Annotated in this window: 13 protein-coding genes; 3 read left to right on the top strand and 10 right to left on the bottom strand. The window is 35.0% G+C overall.

The features are described from left to right. Position 1: 1 nt before the first annotated feature. Entirely contained in the window at positions 2 to 550 is a 549-nt protein-coding gene (locus PWU04_RS07730) for a 1-acyl-sn-glycerol-3-phosphate acyltransferase (protein ID WP_274475424.1), read from the top strand. On the opposite strand, the gene PWU04_RS07725 is transcribed toward PWU04_RS07730, so the two are convergent. The 4 genes from PWU04_RS07725 to PWU04_RS07710 form a co-directional block, all read right to left on the bottom strand. After that, entirely contained in the window at positions 547 to 1,581 is a 1,035-nt protein-coding gene (locus PWU04_RS07725) for a hypothetical protein (protein WP_274475423.1), read from the bottom strand. The genes PWU04_RS07730 and PWU04_RS07725 overlap by 4 nt on opposite strands. Positions 1,582 to 1,583: 2 nt before the next feature. Further along, positions 1,584 to 2,321, bottom strand: a complete 738-nt coding sequence (locus PWU04_RS07720; RefSeq protein ID WP_274475422.1) for a porin family protein — start codon at positions 2,319 to 2,321, stop codon at positions 1,584 to 1,586. Positions 2,322 to 2,397: 76 nt separating this feature from the next. After that, positions 2,398 to 3,318, bottom strand: coding sequence for a TonB-dependent receptor (locus tag PWU04_RS07715; RefSeq protein WP_274475421.1), 921 nt, complete (start codon positions 3,316 to 3,318; stop codon positions 2,398 to 2,400). Positions 3,319 to 3,538: 220 nt separating this feature from the next. Continuing rightward, on the bottom strand, positions 3,539 to 5,089 hold the full coding sequence (locus PWU04_RS07710) for an arylsulfatase (RefSeq protein WP_274475419.1): 1,551 nt from the start codon (positions 5,087 to 5,089) through the stop codon (positions 3,539 to 3,541). A 371-nt stretch (positions 5,090 to 5,460) separates the two neighbouring features. On the opposite strand from PWU04_RS07710, the gene PWU04_RS07705 reads away from it, so the two are divergent. Continuing rightward, positions 5,461 to 6,618, top strand: a complete 1,158-nt coding sequence (locus tag PWU04_RS07705; RefSeq protein ID WP_274475418.1) for a formylglycine-generating enzyme family protein — start codon at positions 5,461 to 5,463, stop codon at positions 6,616 to 6,618. Between the two features lie 508 nt (positions 6,619 to 7,126). Here the strand turns inward: PWU04_RS07705 and PWU04_RS07700 are convergent. The 6 genes from PWU04_RS07700 to gcvT all read right to left on the bottom strand — a co-directional run bounded on the left by PWU04_RS07700 (position 7,127) and on the right by gcvT (position 13,359). Further along, positions 7,127 to 7,837, bottom strand: coding sequence for a YebC/PmpR family DNA-binding transcriptional regulator (locus PWU04_RS07700; protein ID WP_274475416.1), 711 nt, complete (start codon positions 7,835 to 7,837; stop codon positions 7,127 to 7,129). A gap of 56 nt (positions 7,838 to 7,893) precedes the next feature. After that, positions 7,894 to 8,931 carry an LIC11966 family surface protein gene (locus PWU04_RS07695; protein ID WP_274475415.1) on the bottom strand — a complete coding sequence of 346 codons (1,038 nt, stop codon included), beginning with the start codon at positions 8,929 to 8,931 and terminating at the stop codon, positions 7,894 to 7,896. A gap of 22 nt (positions 8,932 to 8,953) precedes the next feature. Beyond that, positions 8,954 to 11,014: a S41 family peptidase gene (locus PWU04_RS07690; protein ID WP_274475414.1), complete on the bottom strand. Its 2,061-nt coding sequence runs from the start codon at positions 11,012 to 11,014 to the stop codon at positions 8,954 to 8,956. Positions 11,015 to 11,070: 56 nt separating this feature from the next. Beyond that, a complete protein-coding gene (locus PWU04_RS07685) occupies positions 11,071 to 11,361 on the bottom strand; it encodes a 4a-hydroxytetrahydrobiopterin dehydratase (RefSeq protein ID WP_274475413.1) in 291 nt (96 codons plus the stop codon). Between the two features lie 63 nt (positions 11,362 to 11,424). Further along, complete coding sequence (locus tag PWU04_RS07680) at positions 11,425 to 12,252, bottom strand: sugar nucleotide-binding protein (RefSeq protein WP_274475412.1); 828 nt, start codon at positions 12,250 to 12,252, stop codon at positions 11,425 to 11,427. Positions 12,253 to 12,276: 24 nt separating this feature from the next. Continuing rightward, positions 12,277 to 13,359 carry a glycine cleavage system aminomethyltransferase GcvT gene (gcvT, locus tag PWU04_RS07675; RefSeq protein WP_274475411.1) on the bottom strand — a complete coding sequence of 361 codons (1,083 nt, stop codon included), beginning with the start codon at positions 13,357 to 13,359 and terminating at the stop codon, positions 12,277 to 12,279. Positions 13,360 to 13,521: 162 nt separating this feature from the next. Between gcvT and PWU04_RS07670 the strand changes: the two genes are divergently transcribed. Further along, on the top strand, positions 13,522 to 15,075 hold the full coding sequence (locus PWU04_RS07670; RefSeq protein WP_274475410.1) for an NAD(P)H-hydrate dehydratase: 1,554 nt from the start codon (positions 13,522 to 13,524) through the stop codon (positions 15,073 to 15,075). The last annotated feature ends 22 nt before the right edge of the window (positions 15,076 to 15,097 follow it).

Below are 15,097 nucleotides of genomic sequence, written 5' to 3'. Positions count from 1 at the left end.
AATGCGTTGGTTTGCCAGGTTCATTTATTTTAAACTATTGGGTTGGCAGATTACGGGCAATGTCAATTTCTCCAAGGATAGTATTAAAAAATGTGTTATTATAGGCGCTCCACATACTAGCTGGCATGACTTTTATATTAGTTTATTGTTACGTAAGGTAACTGGTGTAAAAACTAATTTTATTGCTAAAAAAGAGCTTTTTAGGTGGCCTTTTGGATTGTATTTTAAGGCCGTAGGTGGAGCCCCTTTAGACAGAACTCCAGGTCAAAATAAGGTGGGAGCTATAGCCTCGTTGTTTCAAAAGAAAGATGAATTTCGATTGGCTTTAGCTCCAGAAGGTACCCGAAAAAAAGTGATGGAATGGAAAACAGGTTTTTACTATATAGCGAAAGAAGCAAATGTGCCTATTATAATGTTCACACTCGATTTTGCTAATAAAACCAATCATGTATCAGAGCCATTTTATCCAGGAAATGATGCACAAGCAGATATTAAAGCTATTCGTGGTTTTTACCTAGGTGTAATTGGGAAAGTTCCAAAGCACTCCTAAAATCCTTGGAATCTATAATTCAGATTAAGAAGAAACTGACTGCGCTTACCAAACACACCTAATTCTGTTCTAAGCATCCAATGTTTATTAAATTGATATTGTGCTCCGAAAATTAAATTAAAAGGGGCAGTTACCTTTTTATCTAATTTATAATCGACTGTAGCGTTTTCTGAATCAATACCGTTTCCTATATCTTCTAGTTTATTTATAATTTGGTTTGCCACCAAGCGTTGAGCAGGCGGTAAAGTAGAAGCCCAATCTCTTAAGTTTTCTATGGTATTTCCGCTACCTAGATTGGGAAATAGGTCTTTTACAGCAATACTTCCGTTGGTATCATTTTGAATGCTTTGGTAAAATACTCCACCCCAAACAGCGAAGGTTTTTGTAGGCTTGCTTGGGTTCATAAAAAAAGTATGGCCTATTCTAAAGCTAGAGTTAAATGCTGGCACGGGTTCTACAATTGCTTCAATATCTGCAAAATTATAATTGTTATCCCAAGCCAACCAAACAGGACCTACTGCACCAGCAAGAGTAGCTCCAATACCAAATGAACTAGCACCAAAATGTTGATCGGTTTTAAAACCCACTGGTTCTAATAGATTCACATTTGTATCAGTTGTCCCTCCACCAATTATGGCATAAATATTTAAAAAGGGAAAAATCCAAATATCGGGTCTAACCGTGTAGGCGTTTGTTGTGGCTATTGTTGGTCCGAAACTTATGAAATTGCTTAAATCAACTTTTTCTCCACCATTGAATCCAATTAAAGTTCGATCTATAGTAATTTCTTGGCGTTGTGTAAAATAAACAACACTTATTCCCCAAGGAAAGGGCAAGTCGTACCCTTTTTTATAGGCTTTAGCACCCCAAATGGGAAACACTTTATTGTAATTCATTTTCTGTATGCTATCGTAATACGATTGTGCTAGATGACTGTCTAGTTTCGTTGGACTTTGTGCATTACAAATAAATGAGGTAAAAAACAGTACCAAAATAGTTTGTATAGTCCAAATGTTCTTTACTGTTTTCATAATTAGTTTTGTTTTGATTTTTTTCCTGCTCCTATAGGAATACCAGCAAAAAAATAAAACACTTGGTTTCGCTGGTTACCCATTGTATCGTTCTTGGCAATATTTAAAAATCCAGAATAGTATCGTATTCCTAGATTAATCCCTGTACCTTTCATTAATTTATACCCTAAACCTGCTGTGAGGCCTAAATCAAAAGTTTTGTATTCATTACGAACATCATTTTCCAATTCCAAATCCTGACCGTTTACTGTCTCACTTTCAAATGTGTCTCTTGCTTTGTAAAGTAAACCAATCTGAGGGCCAATCTCAAAAAAGAAATCATCAACAAAATTGTATTTAACCGCGACAGGTATGTAAAAGTAATTTAGTTTACGACTTACATTTCCATCTTCAAATAAAGAGTCTATTTCTTGGTCTCCAATTGAATATGTAGATATATCTTTAGCTCCTACAGGAGACTTTACAATTACACCTGTGTGAAGCTTTAACCGCTCTGGTTTTAATTTAAAATCAAAATAAAATCCAAGATTAAAGTTTTGTCTAGCTTTAGCATGATCAATGCCGTTAATGTCACTTATGGCTAGACCTCCATCTAAACCAAACTCAATTTTATCTGAATTAAGTTTGTCTCCAAAAATCAAGGATATGAGAACTTGACTATTCGCATATTCAACCCCAATGAACAAAAACAAAACAGTAAATATGAAAGTTTTTTTTATAGATAGAATACCTTGTCTCATATAAAGTGATGAATTGTTATTTCAGCTAATAATTAAGGGATCTTAATTTCATGTAACCGGGAATGTTAGTTAGTGCTTAAATTTTCAACTGTTCACCAAACGTGTAGCAAATAGATAACGTAGGGCCGTTATACCCCCATTCAAAACTACCTTCCAATCTTTGCTTTTCAACGTCTACTTTAATATCGAGTAAATTGTACCCAGCTTTAATATTCCAGTTATTATGGATATTGTACAGTAGAGCTGCATTAGTGCTTAATACCTTACCACTTACATCTCCTATGCTTAAGGACAGATAATTGATATTTCCATATACTCCAAACTTAGGAGAGAGTTGAATATCTGTCCATAGCCCAATATCAGGAATTGGAGCTACAAAGTCAAAACTGTTGTTCAATTCAGCTTCCGTAGCATTAACCCTAGCTCTTATACCTATGTCTCCCAGCATGATATGCGAACCTATTAAAACCCCAATTTCATACGTGGGTTTATTAATTATAGCATAACTATATGAAAATCGGATTATACTGAAGTTAAAAAATGCCGTTGCTTCAGCATTAATAGGGTAGATTTCATCTCCAAAATCAATTTCTCTTTCTAAGCGCTTGGTAGATTTTCTGTCTAGATAGAAATATTCAAATTCTACACGAGAGCGTTTAGAAAAGCGCCATTGGAACTTTGCCATAAACGAAAAAGTGGTTTTTTCAAAACCTAAATCATCCTCAAGGTCTATTGTAGTTGAGAGATCTCTGTTAGTGGCTCCAACTCTTACTTCGGTATTATTCAGTGGGAAAAATAATCCAGCACTTGCGTTAAATCGCCTTGCACGCCATGGTGGTAATATATAATCGTGCTTCTTTTTCTTTGTATTAAAATCAATATTTAGTTCATCTGTTAAAGTTGTATCATTATTGCTCTCTTGGCCGTAAGACAAAAAAGAGAGAAACATGAGGGGTATCCAGATGATTGCCATTCGAGAGTAATAGTCCTTACGCATTGTAACTGGTATTTCAGGTTAGTCAGAGGTTTTATATTAAATTACCAAAAGAGTTATGCACTTATTAAAGTTAATGAAAAATGAATTATCTTACATTAATTAATTGAATATAAGTTTGTTACATTTTTATCTCAGAGAGCTTTAGACTTTTTTTTGCTTATAAAAGTAAAAGGGTTGTTAATTAATGCTTAACAACCCTTTTTTTAACTTTAGCAAAAATTTAATTTCCCCCAATGGTAGAATTTATTTTTTTCTCAATTGCACTTAAATTAAAGGATCCAGGTGTTTGACTTGGAGGGTATTCCTTCATTGTCATCAGAAAGTTAGTCGCCAATTGTTGAATAGGAACCAATACATAAGCGCGATCTAATAGCCAATCATAATAGATATTGGCATTGTGCTGTGCTTTTTCAAAGGGATCTCTTCTGAGATTAAAAATTAATGGAACTCTTAACTCTTGAAACGGCTCTATCCAAACCCCAAATTGTTGTCCTCGATTTTCCAAGAAGACGACTTTCCAATCATCATAACGAGCTGCTACAATTTGACCGTCATCATTCACGTACCAAAATTCATGTCTTGGAGACTCAGTTGATTTTCCTGAGAGATAGTCATTCAAGTCATATCCATCAATATAGTTTTTGTAAGACCTGCCATTCAAAGAGACACCAGACTTAATTTTATCTTTGATATTTGGAGCTCCCGCAGCAGTTGCAAACGTAGGCAACCAATCTTCATGAGCTACAATTCCATTTAAGGTAACACCTTTTTGCCAGTGGCCAGGCCATTTCACAAAGGTTGGTACTCTATATGCTCCTTCCCAGTTGGAGTTTTTCTCTCCTCTAAATGGTGTGGTGCCAGCATCAGGCCAAGTATTGTAATGAGGCCCATTATCTGTGGAATACATGACAATGGTATTATCTGTAATGCCTAGTTCGTCCAATAGAGTTAAAAATTTGCCAACGTGCATATCATGCTCAATCATCCCATCAGTGTATTCATCATGTCCTTTGTGTCTGCGTTCTTCTTTAACATGGGTTCTGAAATGCATGCGTGTACCGTTCCACCAAACAAAAAATGGCTTTCCTGCATTCACTTGTTTTTTTATAAAAGCAATAGCAGCATCCGATGTTTCGTCATCAATGGTTTCCATACGTTTTTTTGTTAATGGTCCGGTGTCTTCTATTTTACCATTTGCCGTTGAGTGGATAACACCTCTGGGACCAAACTTTTCCCTAAAGGTTTTACCATCTTTTAATTTCATATCTCCGGGGTAATCATAATTTTCAGGTTCTTCTTCTGCGTTTAAGTGATATAGATTCCCTAAAAATTCATCAAATCCATGATTGGTAGGTAAATGAGTGTCCAGATCTCCTTGGTGATTCTTTCCAAATTGACCAGTAGCGTAACCTTGACTCTTTAGTACGGTTGCCATAGTTACATCGCTTTCCTGCCAACCTTGTTCAGCACCTGGCAAACCTACCTTGGTCATTCCGGTTCTTACGGGAACATTTCCACCAATAAAGGCCGCTCTACCAGCTGTACATGATTGTTGCGCATAATAATCTGTAAAAGACACACCTTCTTTGGCAATTTTATCAATGTTTGGTGTTTTGTAACCCATCATACCTCGGTTATTGTGGCTAATGTTCCAGGTTCCAATATCGTCTCCCCAGAGTACCAAAATGTTTGGCTTTTTCTGTGCATGAACAGAAATTGTAAGTATAACAAATAAGCCACATAACAATAGTTGTAGCACTGTTTTTTTCATAATATTAATGGTTAAGTTAAAATATTAATGTCTTTTAAAGTTAATCAAAGAGATTCGTTTGTTTAGTTTAAAAACGCTGAATTACAGTTAATTAAGTTGAATTGTTTTGTGGTTTATGATGATGGTATCTAGTGTTAAGACATCAATAAATGAAGTTCATTTCCACCATTCAAAATCTATAGATTAATAAAAGCCATTAGATTAATTTTTGTTTTAACGATTTTTAAATAATTAAGTAGCAGTGCTAAAAATAGAGCTTAGTAAAGTAGCTACTTAACAATAGTGTTTTCATTTTCATAATGTTTCAATTGTAAATATTAAGATGAAATGGTTATTTTTAATAACATAGAATATCGCTTAATTCATTAATTATGAGAAAAACAGCTTCAATTTTTAGCCTGAGTTCTGTTGTTTTGTTGGTTTTTTTGGTACTGTCCTGTAATCAATTAAATGAGAAAGAAAGCGCGAATCAATTAGATCAATCGATGGCAGAAGACAGAAAAGATAGTTTGATTACAGCCAAAGGAGCTTGTGGGAGTGGATTAAGTAAGCGTAGTATGATTTTGAATGCGTCGAATAAAAATGAACCAAAGGGTATGGTTTTTATACCAGAGGGGGAGTTTATGATGGGTGGAGAACCAGATAAATTGGCTTTAGATAGAGAATTTCCAAAGCATCCGGTACAAGTATCGGCATTTTATATGGATACTCATGAAGTTACTAATGCTCAATTTGCTGAATTTGTAAAGGAAACAGGTTATATTACTTCTGCAGAACGCGATGTGGATTGGGAAGAATTAAAAAAACAGTTGCCACCCAATACACCAAAACCTGCAGATAGCTCATTAAAAGCGGGTTCATTGGTATTTACACCTACGTCAGGTCCAGTCCCTTTAAACGATTTTTCTCAATGGTGGCGTTGGGTTACTGGAGCCAATTGGAAGCATCCGTTTGGACCAGATAGTAGTATTGAGGGAATGGACAACCACCCGGTAGTGCAGGTTAGTATTGAAGATGCTAAAGCTTATGCCACATGGGCAGGCAAACGATTGCCTACAGAGGCTGAGTGGGAGTGGGCCTCCAGAGGAGGTTTAGAACATAGTAAATATCCTTGGGGTGATGAACATGTTGAAGTTGGCGATCCTAAATGTAATTATTGGACAGGAAAGTTTCCTTATGATAATACCGAAGCCGATGGGTTTCGCTATACAGCTCCTGTAGAATCTTATGAACCTAATGGATATGGACTTTATGACATGGCAGGTAATGTTTGGGAGATCTGTACCGATTGGTTTGATGTCGAATATTATAAGAGGATAAATGCTTCCGAAACTTTAATGAATCCCATTGGACCAACAAGAAGCTATAATCCGCCCAATCAGTATGAGCAATTTAAAACACTTAGAGGCGGATCTTTTTTATGTAATGATTCTTACTGCGCCAGTTATAGAGTTTCGGCCAGAATGCCTTTAGAAGTAACTTCAAGCTTGAACCACGTTGGCTTTAGGTGTGTAAAGGATGTTAAATAATATAATTACACAATTGTAACTTCTAACTTGTAAAATTTTAAAATAATAGTTCACCTTTTGCTAAGAAATACCTTACTATAAATGTTAATAATCAGATAAAAATGCGGTTTAAAGGTGTTTTTGTTGGGATTTTAGAGTGATGTTTGTTAAATTTGTATAGAGTTTAGTGAAACATAAAGTAAACAGCCTCTGTCCCTAAAAAGAAACATTACGCTCTACCCCTTGAAAAGCTACTTCAGTACCTTTTTGGTTTGTTGAAGTAGCTTTTTTTATTTTAATTCAGATATATGTTTAGGGAATAACAAGATCTTTATATTCTTTTCAAGTTTCAAGTACATAGAAAATATAACTCCTTTGATTTTAATTACATTTAATGATATGGTAGATAAAGTATGAGTAGCTACTGGTTATTAAATAATACCGATATGTATTACTATAAAGAGTTAATGATATAAAGGTAGAAAAGAAAAACGGCAGAAACTCTCGAATCCGCCGCTATTATTGATTGTTACTCTTGCATGGTGTGGTAAACATTTTGAACGTCATCATCCTCCTCAATCTTTTCAAGAAGCTTTTCAACATCAGCTTGTTGTTCTTCTGTTAGCTCTTTTGTGACTTGAGGTATGCGCTCGAATCCAGAGGATAAAATTTCAATACCTCTCGATTCCAATTCTGCTTGAATAGCTCCAAAGCTTTCAAAAGGAGCATAAATAAGAATGCCATCATCATCAACAAAAACCTCTTCGGCTCCAAAATCTATCATTTCAAGTTCAAGTTCTTCAGCGTCTAAACCATCTCCGTTAATACGGAAGTTACAAGTGTGATCGAACATAAAGACAACCGAGCCAGAAGTACCTAAACTTCCGTCACATTTGTTGAAATAGCTCCTAATATTCGCAACTGTACGTGTATTGTTGTCGGTTGCAGTTTCAACTAGTACGGCAATTCCATGAGGGCCATATCCTTCAAAAATTACTTCTTTATAGTCTCCTTGATTTTTATCAGAAGCACGTTTTATGGCACGTTCAACATTGTCTTTGGGCATGTTAACAGCCTTAGCATTCTGTATTACAGCCCTTAAACGTGCATTGTTATCTGGGTCGGGGCCTCCTTCCTTTACTGCCATTACTATATCCTTACCAATGCGTGTAAAGGCCTTGCTCATTGCTGACCAACGCTTCATTTTTCGTGCTTTACGAAATTCAAAAGCTCTTCCCATAAATATAATGTTTTTACTTGTCTGTTAAAATTCTCAACAAATTTAAAAAATTCCTTTTAGTCGTTAGGAATGTGTTTATCTAAAAATTTCTCGTTGGCTGCATTCAAATTATTAAGCATTTCCTGACGTTTTGCGTTTAACTGAGAATTGGTTTTATTAAATGTGTTAACCCCTTTGTTAACTTCGTTTACTTTTTTGTTGTAATCGGCTACCTGTTCCTTTGTACGCTTATTTTCTGGCGTGTTTTGTAAAGACTCATTAATAGCCTGGAAATTTTCACTAAGCATTAAGAAGTCCAAAAGAATAGGCATTTTATTGTCTGCTTCGTCTATGTAGAATTCAAAAGCTTTTTTAGTAGCTTCAATTAGAGATTTATCGTTGTTATATGGTGCTACTTTTTGTAATTCTAACAGACCCTCCTTGGCACTTGTACTAAGGGCATTGGTGCTTTGCTGAATAGCAGATATGTCGCTAATGTTTAAAGCATCCATAAGGTATATTTCATTAACATATACCTTAAAGTAGATAAGATAAAGTTTGTTATAATATTTGAATACCGCATTTGAGGTTTCCATTTTCTTGGCAAGATCGGTTTCATTCTCAATAATTTCAATGTTGTGTTTATCTGCAAAGGCATGGAAATTTCTTTCGTAAGTCTCTTGAGCTTCTTCCATTTTTTTATCTGTCATCTCTTGCGCAATGATATAGGCTTCCATTAAGTCGTAAGATTGTTCTGCTACAGCTTTCATGTCTATAATCTTGGCATAATCCTCTTTTAAAAGACTTTCATTGAACTTTAAATGATCTAGAACCTGATTTTTAAACTCATTACCATCATAACCATCTGCTTTCTCAATCTTTTTAATGGAACGTTCTACAGTTTTAATAAGGGTTTCACGTTTGTTATTTATGCTTCGGTCACTTTTGTTATGGGCTACCGCTTTGGTATATTTCCACATGCTTTTTGAAATATTTTCGTGTTCTTCTGATACAAATTCTAAATATTCATTGGCATTTTTAAAACTTTGGGAAAATACACGGTGAGTGTTTAGTAACAAGCAGGCAAACCCCGCAACTAAAATTAATTTTTTCATTTTTGGTTATATAATTTGTGTTTTAATAGTTGTTTAATAATTGAATGTAATCGTGAAGGATTTCCTTAGACTCATTGATGTAAATGTCTTTCGATATAACTTCCAAAATTATTTGGTTTTCTTCCTGTCTTACAAGGTCGTATTTTAAAAGTTCATCCATTGCTCTGGTATTTTTGACTTTGCAGAGCGGTTTTAGAGAATCATTGCTTTTCTCTAGTGATTGCCATATTTGATTATAAGAATGGTGATCGTTAAATACATTCTCTAAAGTTAACGTGTATTCAATGTTTTTATTGATATAGTTTTCCACTAAATCATGATTGAACTTCTCTATGGTTTTAAATTGATTATTAACTTTAAGTCTTGTTTTATTTTGAGTTCTCAATACTTCTAATGGAAGAGGAGCATATGGAATTGGAGTTAAAGTAATATCTATGGTGTCGGCAACTAATGCATAGCGTTTAGCATTTTCTTTTTCACTAAACCCGTCATAAATAGAAGGTAGAATAATATCAGGAGTTACACCATTCCCCTGATGGCTTTTACCTGTAACCCGATAGAATTTCTCAACGGTTAATTTAGAATAGCCTAGAGTTTCTGCGTCATCAAGAGGAAGAATAACTTGAGCTGTTGATTTTCCAAAAGTAGAGCTACCTACAAGAATTGCTCGGTTATAATCTTGCATAGCGGCTGCAAAAAACTCCGAAGCTGAAGCGCTATAGTTGTTTGTTAAAATAATTAAGGGTTTATTGAAAACTGTACCGCGGTTTGAATCTCTCATAGTAAAGGTTTCCCCGTCACTATATTTTAAAATGGACAGAGGTCCTTTGTTTATGAACATTCCAACTAGATCGGCGGCTTCTTTCATCGATCCTCCAGCATTGAATCTTAAATCCAAAATCAAGCCATCAATATTGTCCTTTTCTAATTTATAGATTTGTTTGGCAACATCGTTGGCAACACCTAAACCATTGGGAGACTCAAAATCTGTATAGAATAAAGGAATTTCAATATATCCAAAACGCTCTTCATCACCTATTATGTAACCATCAATTGTATTGTCTTCTACTTTGCTTAAAGTTTTTGTAAGCTCTATGGCAGCTAATGTTCCGTTTTTCTTTTGAAGTGTAAATGTTACTGAATTATGATCATTATTACTCATAAATCCTTGTACATCTGCATTAGAGACACAATAGGTCTCTAATGTATCGTTTTCGGATTGAAGAGATTTAATAACGTCATTTATTTCTATATTACCGTTATTAAAAGCTGGACTTCCGGGGCTAATGTAGCTTACTACAATTTCTCCTGAGTTGTTTTTGTCTGTAGTTATTCCGAAAGATAATTGATCGTTAGAGAGATAATTTTCATATATAGTTTTATCGGTAGGATTAAAAAAAGTAGAATGTGGGTCTTGGTATTTAACGTAAGCGTTTAATAAAGCTTCCTCAACAAATTCAGAAATACCTCCATTTTGGTTCATCAATTCATTGAGTACGCAAATTTGCTTCTGGATGATTTGAGGCTTTATTTTTCTTTCAAGTGTTTTAAAGTCCTTTTGTAATTGATTTAAACTTGAGTCAATTTCAACAATTTTCGAAAGTATTTCGTATCGTATTTTTTTGTTCCAATACCGTTTAATGTCGTTTTCATTCCTCAAATACTTAACAACATCCTTAGAGTAGAAGTAAATAGTGTCTTTACCACTATAGTTTAATGTTTCCGTTTCAAGTTGTTTTAGAACATTTTGTGAATATTCTATTCGAGCAGATAAAGTCGTGATGTATGGATTTATAAAATCACAGGATTTGTTTTGAATATAATCGTCAAGCAAAAGGGAATCTTTGCCAAGTTTTTTTAGATCTTCTTCTGTTAAAAATCGATTATTGTCATCTATTCCTTCTAGGAATAGTTTATAAACAGAAACCGACATGGTATCATCTATGGGCTTTGGCTTGAAATGTGATGTGGCAACAAGTTTGGTCAAGGCATCAACTTGGTTGCAAAACAGACTTCTATCTTGAGATTGAGCCTTAAATAGAAATAAAAAAGATACGAAAACGCAACTGAAGTTAAGCTTCATTAAATGAAATTTGGTTTAGTTGCGAAAAGTAATAAAAAATAATTATACGGAAAGGATTACTCCTGAACTTCAACAATAGCTTCAATAGCCTCGGCAAGTTTAAAGTCCTTTTCAGTTACACCTCCAGCATCGTGAGTGTAAATGGTTATGTTTAATACGTTGTATACATTAGACCAATTGGGGTGATGGTTAAGCGCTTCGCACTCAAAAGCAATTCGACTCATTGCGCTAAAGCAATCCTTGAAATTGTCGAACTCAAATTCTGCATGGATAGCATTATCGAAATATTCCCAATCAGGTAGCTTTAACAATCTTTTTTCAATGTCTTCTTCCGATAGTCGTTTCATGGTATGAATAGATTTAGAATTATTACCCTTAAATGTAACCATAATTGAGTTTAATGGCAAAGTTTAAAGTGCCAATTCAGAAACTATTTCGTCGCTTTTTAACTGTAGATGTTTTGGTAGGCGATTATCTTTTGGCAATACAGCGAGGTACCGCTCATCGTTTGTTGTATAAACCTGTTTATAAATTGGTTTTTTATTGCCTAACCCAGCAATCAGTTCCTTTGTAAAATCGTCATGGTGCACAAGGTCTTCACTTCCTAAGTGATAAATTCCGGAGCAATTACGATTAATAATATAATGAACCTGCTGACTCAGTTTTGAGTCTGTTGTAACGTTCATTATCAAGTTTGGAAAAACTTCAATAGGTTCTCCTTCATCTAGAAACATTTTTAATTCTTCAATACGTGGAGAGGATTTACCAAAAACCATTGGCAATCGTAAAATAGCCCATTTATGTCGCTGTAATCGCATGAGCATATTCTCAATTTTCACTTTGAAATGCCCATAAACGCTATGGCTTAGGGTTTTGTCATATTCGTAACTGGGGTATTTACTATAGGCATCAAAAACGTTGGCAGATGATAAAAACAGTAACTTACAGCGATGACTTTTAATATACTCTACAATATGTTGGTGGGCGGTTAGTTGGGTAGCAAAATTACCGCGAATGGCTGATATAATAATGCTTGGTCGTACTTTCTCTAAAATAGGGTGAATGTCATCTTCTTGATGATTATAGTAGTAGAAGTGTTGGTTATACTTTAATGCTCTTGTAGCAGTAGAGTAGGTGCCATATGTATTAAAATAGGAGCAAAGTTCTTTGTAAAGGGATCCCCCTAAAAAGCCACTTGCTCCTATTATTAATATTTTATGTTTACAGCTCTCTTTCATTATTACCTTTCACCCAAGCTATTACTAGCTTTTGTAAAAAGGCAATTTAACTACGGTAGCAGGAATAACCTTTTTACGTATTTGGATGTTTATTTTACTATCTACTGAACTTAGTTCTGTTGGCACATAACCTAGACCAATACCTTTACCCATTGATGGTGACATGGTTCCAGAGGTTACATTACCTATTACTTCACCTTCTCCGTTAACGATTTCGTATCCTTGACGAGGAATACCTTTCCCTTCAACCTCAAAAGCAACTAATTTTCTGCTTGGTCCAGCTTCTTTTTCTGCTTTTAGAGCTTCGTGATTAGTGAATGGCTTAGTGAATTTGGTAATCCATCCTAATCCAGCTTCAATTGGAGATGTAGTATCATCTATATCATTTCCATATAGGCAGTAACCCATTTCCAAACGCAGCGTATCACGAGCGGCTAAACCAATAGGTTTAATACCAAAATCAGCACCAGCTTCAAGAACTTTATCCCAAACGGTTTGAACTTGATCATTTTTACAATAAATTTCAAATCCACCACTTCCGGTATATCCAGTTGCTGAGATAATGATGTCGTCAAACCCTGCAAAATCGCCTACTACGAAGTTGTAAAACTTAATGGCTCCCAAATCATGGCTTGAAAGCGATTGCATAGCTTCAACAGCTTTTGGACCTTGTATAGCTAATAACGAATATTCATCCGATAAATTTTTCATTTCGGCACCAACATCGTTTTTAGATGAAATCCAGTTCCAGTCTTTTTCAATATTACTGGCATTTACAACCAACAAATAAGTTTCTTCAGCCATTCTGTAAACAATTAAATCGTCTACAACCCCTCCATTATCATTTGGCAAACAGCTATACTGAGCCTTTCCTACAGTGAGTTTTGAAGCATCATTACTACATACCTTTTGAATTAATTCTAAAGCATGAGGCCCTTCAATAAAAAATTCTCCCATATGGCTTACATCAAAAACTCCAACGGCATTTCTTACTGTTTCGTGTTCGATGTTAACCCCTTCATATTGTACTGGCATGTTGTATCCTGCAAAAGGAACCATTTTAGCTCCTAAAGCGATATGTGTATCAGTTAAAGCTGTATTTTTCATTGTTTTGTTTTGATAATTAGAGTTGCGCAAATGTACCTAAAATTATTGAGTTGGGCAGGCATAATACAGTGGATTTAGCTTCATTGTAATCATACAAATAAATACGGTAATCCCCACTTTTTATACTAATTTTAAGGGTAATCAAAAATCATAAAAATAGTAATGAAAATATTTTCCAAAGAACAGATATATGAAGGAGATCAGCTCACAGCAAAAAAGCAAGGTATTTCATCAACCGAATTGATGGAGCGGGCGGCAACTCAGATTTTTAATTGGTTGCACGCCAAATTACAAGGAACACAAATCCCCATTCATGTGTTTTGCGGAATAGGTAATAATGGGGGAGATGGACTGGTGTTATCAAGACACCTAATTACCCATGGCTATAATGTGAAAACATATATTGTAAATTATAGTGATAAACGAAGCAAGGATTTTTTAATCAATTACGATAGAATTAAACAGGTTAGTAAAGATTGGCCTGTTTTAATGGGGGGAGAAGATGATTTTCCAGATATAAAACCCGAAGATATTATTGTTGATGCCATTTTTGGTATTGGGCTAAACAGACCAGCTTCTGACTGGGTTAAAAAATTATTTCAACATTTTAAGTTATCTAAAGCGTTTACATTGGCTATTGATATGCCTTCTGGATTATATGCTGATAAGGTTCCTGAAGATGAGAATGGTGTAGTTTGGGCCAATTACACTTTAAGTTTTCAAGCACCGAAATTGGCGTTCTTTTTACCTGATACTTCAAAATATACTCAGAATTGGGAAGTTTTGGATATAGGTATTGATCGGGAGTTTTTACAAAAAACAGTAACCCAAGCAAACTTGATTGGAAAAAATGAAGTGTTAACTTTTTATAGACCTCGGGATAAGTTTTCTCATAAAGGAACATTTGGTCATAGTTTAGTTATTGGAGGGAGTTATGGGAAAATAGGTGCCGCTACCCTAGCTAGTAGGGCAGCTTTACAAGTGGGGTCTGGGTTGGTAACGGCTTTTATTCCTAAGTGTGGTTATCAGGTCCTTCAAACTGCAATTCCAGAGGTTATGGTAGTAACGGATAATGAAGAACTGGAGATTACCAAGATAGGGTATAGTGTTGAACCTACTGTCATTGGTTTAGGACCGGGAATAGGAACTAGTGATGCTACAGAAGCAGCATTGAATTCATTTTTTGAAAGCAATAAAATCCCATTAGTAATTGATGCAGACGGATTAAACCAATTGTCAAAAAACAAAGATTGGTTTAAGCTCTTACCAAAAAATACTGTTTTAACTCCACATCCAAAAGAATTGGAGCGATTAATAGGAAAGTGGAAGGACGATTTTGATAAGTTGGATAAGGTAAGTTCCCTTTCTAAAAAACACGATTTAATAATAATTATTAAGGGTGCCAATACCATTACGGTTTCTGGGGATAAGTACTATATAAATGTTACTGGAAATCCAGGGTTGGCTACAGGAGGGACGGGAGACGTTTTAACAGGAATTATTACGGGGTTGATTGCACAAGGGTATAATGCATTGGAAGCTTCTTTGTTCGGGGTATATATACACGGTAAATCTGCCGATATTGCTGTAGAGGATTATGGTTATCAAAGTTTGATAGCTTCACATGTTATTGAATATTTAGGAGAAGCCTTTTTGGATTTGTTCAAACAACCTGAGCCCGTTGAACAAAATAAACAAGAAGACAAGAAGAATTGACGTTAAAAAGAAAAAGCCGCTT

This window comes from Mangrovimonas aestuarii, from assembly GCF_028767185.1.
Classification (GTDB): domain Bacteria; phylum Bacteroidota; class Bacteroidia; order Flavobacteriales; family Flavobacteriaceae; genus Mangrovimonas_B; species Mangrovimonas_B aestuarii.
The sequence above is the reverse complement of the archived record's forward strand: the minus strand, read 5'-3'. Positions and strand labels throughout refer to the sequence as shown.

Coding starts and splice junctions, on each gene's coding strand:
- PWU04_RS07730 (WP_274475424.1), top strand. CDS start 2: ATGCGTTGGTTTGCCAGGTTCATTTATTTTAAACTATTGGGTTGGCAG.
- PWU04_RS07725 (WP_274475423.1), bottom strand. CDS start 1,581: ATGAAAACAGTAAAGAACATTTGGACTATACAAACTATTTTGGTACTG.
- PWU04_RS07720 (WP_274475422.1), bottom strand. CDS start 2,321: ATGAGACAAGGTATTCTATCTATAAAAAAAACTTTCATATTTACTGTT.
- PWU04_RS07715 (WP_274475421.1), bottom strand. CDS start 3,318: ATGCGTAAGGACTATTACTCTCGAATGGCAATCATCTGGATACCCCTC.
- PWU04_RS07710 (WP_274475419.1), bottom strand. CDS start 5,089: ATGAAAAAAACAGTGCTACAACTATTGTTATGTGGCTTATTTGTTATA.
- PWU04_RS07705 (WP_274475418.1), top strand. CDS start 5,461: ATGAGAAAAACAGCTTCAATTTTTAGCCTGAGTTCTGTTGTTTTGTTG.
- PWU04_RS07700 (WP_274475416.1), bottom strand. CDS start 7,837: ATGGGAAGAGCTTTTGAATTTCGTAAAGCACGAAAAATGAAGCGTTGG.
- PWU04_RS07695 (WP_274475415.1), bottom strand. CDS start 8,931: ATGAAAAAATTAATTTTAGTTGCGGGGTTTGCCTGCTTGTTACTAAAC.
- PWU04_RS07690 (WP_274475414.1), bottom strand. CDS start 11,014: ATGAAGCTTAACTTCAGTTGCGTTTTCGTATCTTTTTTATTTCTATTT.
- PWU04_RS07685 (WP_274475413.1), bottom strand. CDS start 11,361: ATGAAACGACTATCGGAAGAAGACATTGAAAAAAGATTGTTAAAGCTA.
- PWU04_RS07680 (WP_274475412.1), bottom strand. CDS start 12,252: ATGAAAGAGAGCTGTAAACATAAAATATTAATAATAGGAGCAAGTGGC.
- gcvT (WP_274475411.1), bottom strand. CDS start 13,359: ATGAAAAATACAGCTTTAACTGATACACATATCGCTTTAGGAGCTAAA.
- PWU04_RS07670 (WP_274475410.1), top strand. CDS start 13,522: ATGAAAATATTTTCCAAAGAACAGATATATGAAGGAGATCAGCTCACA.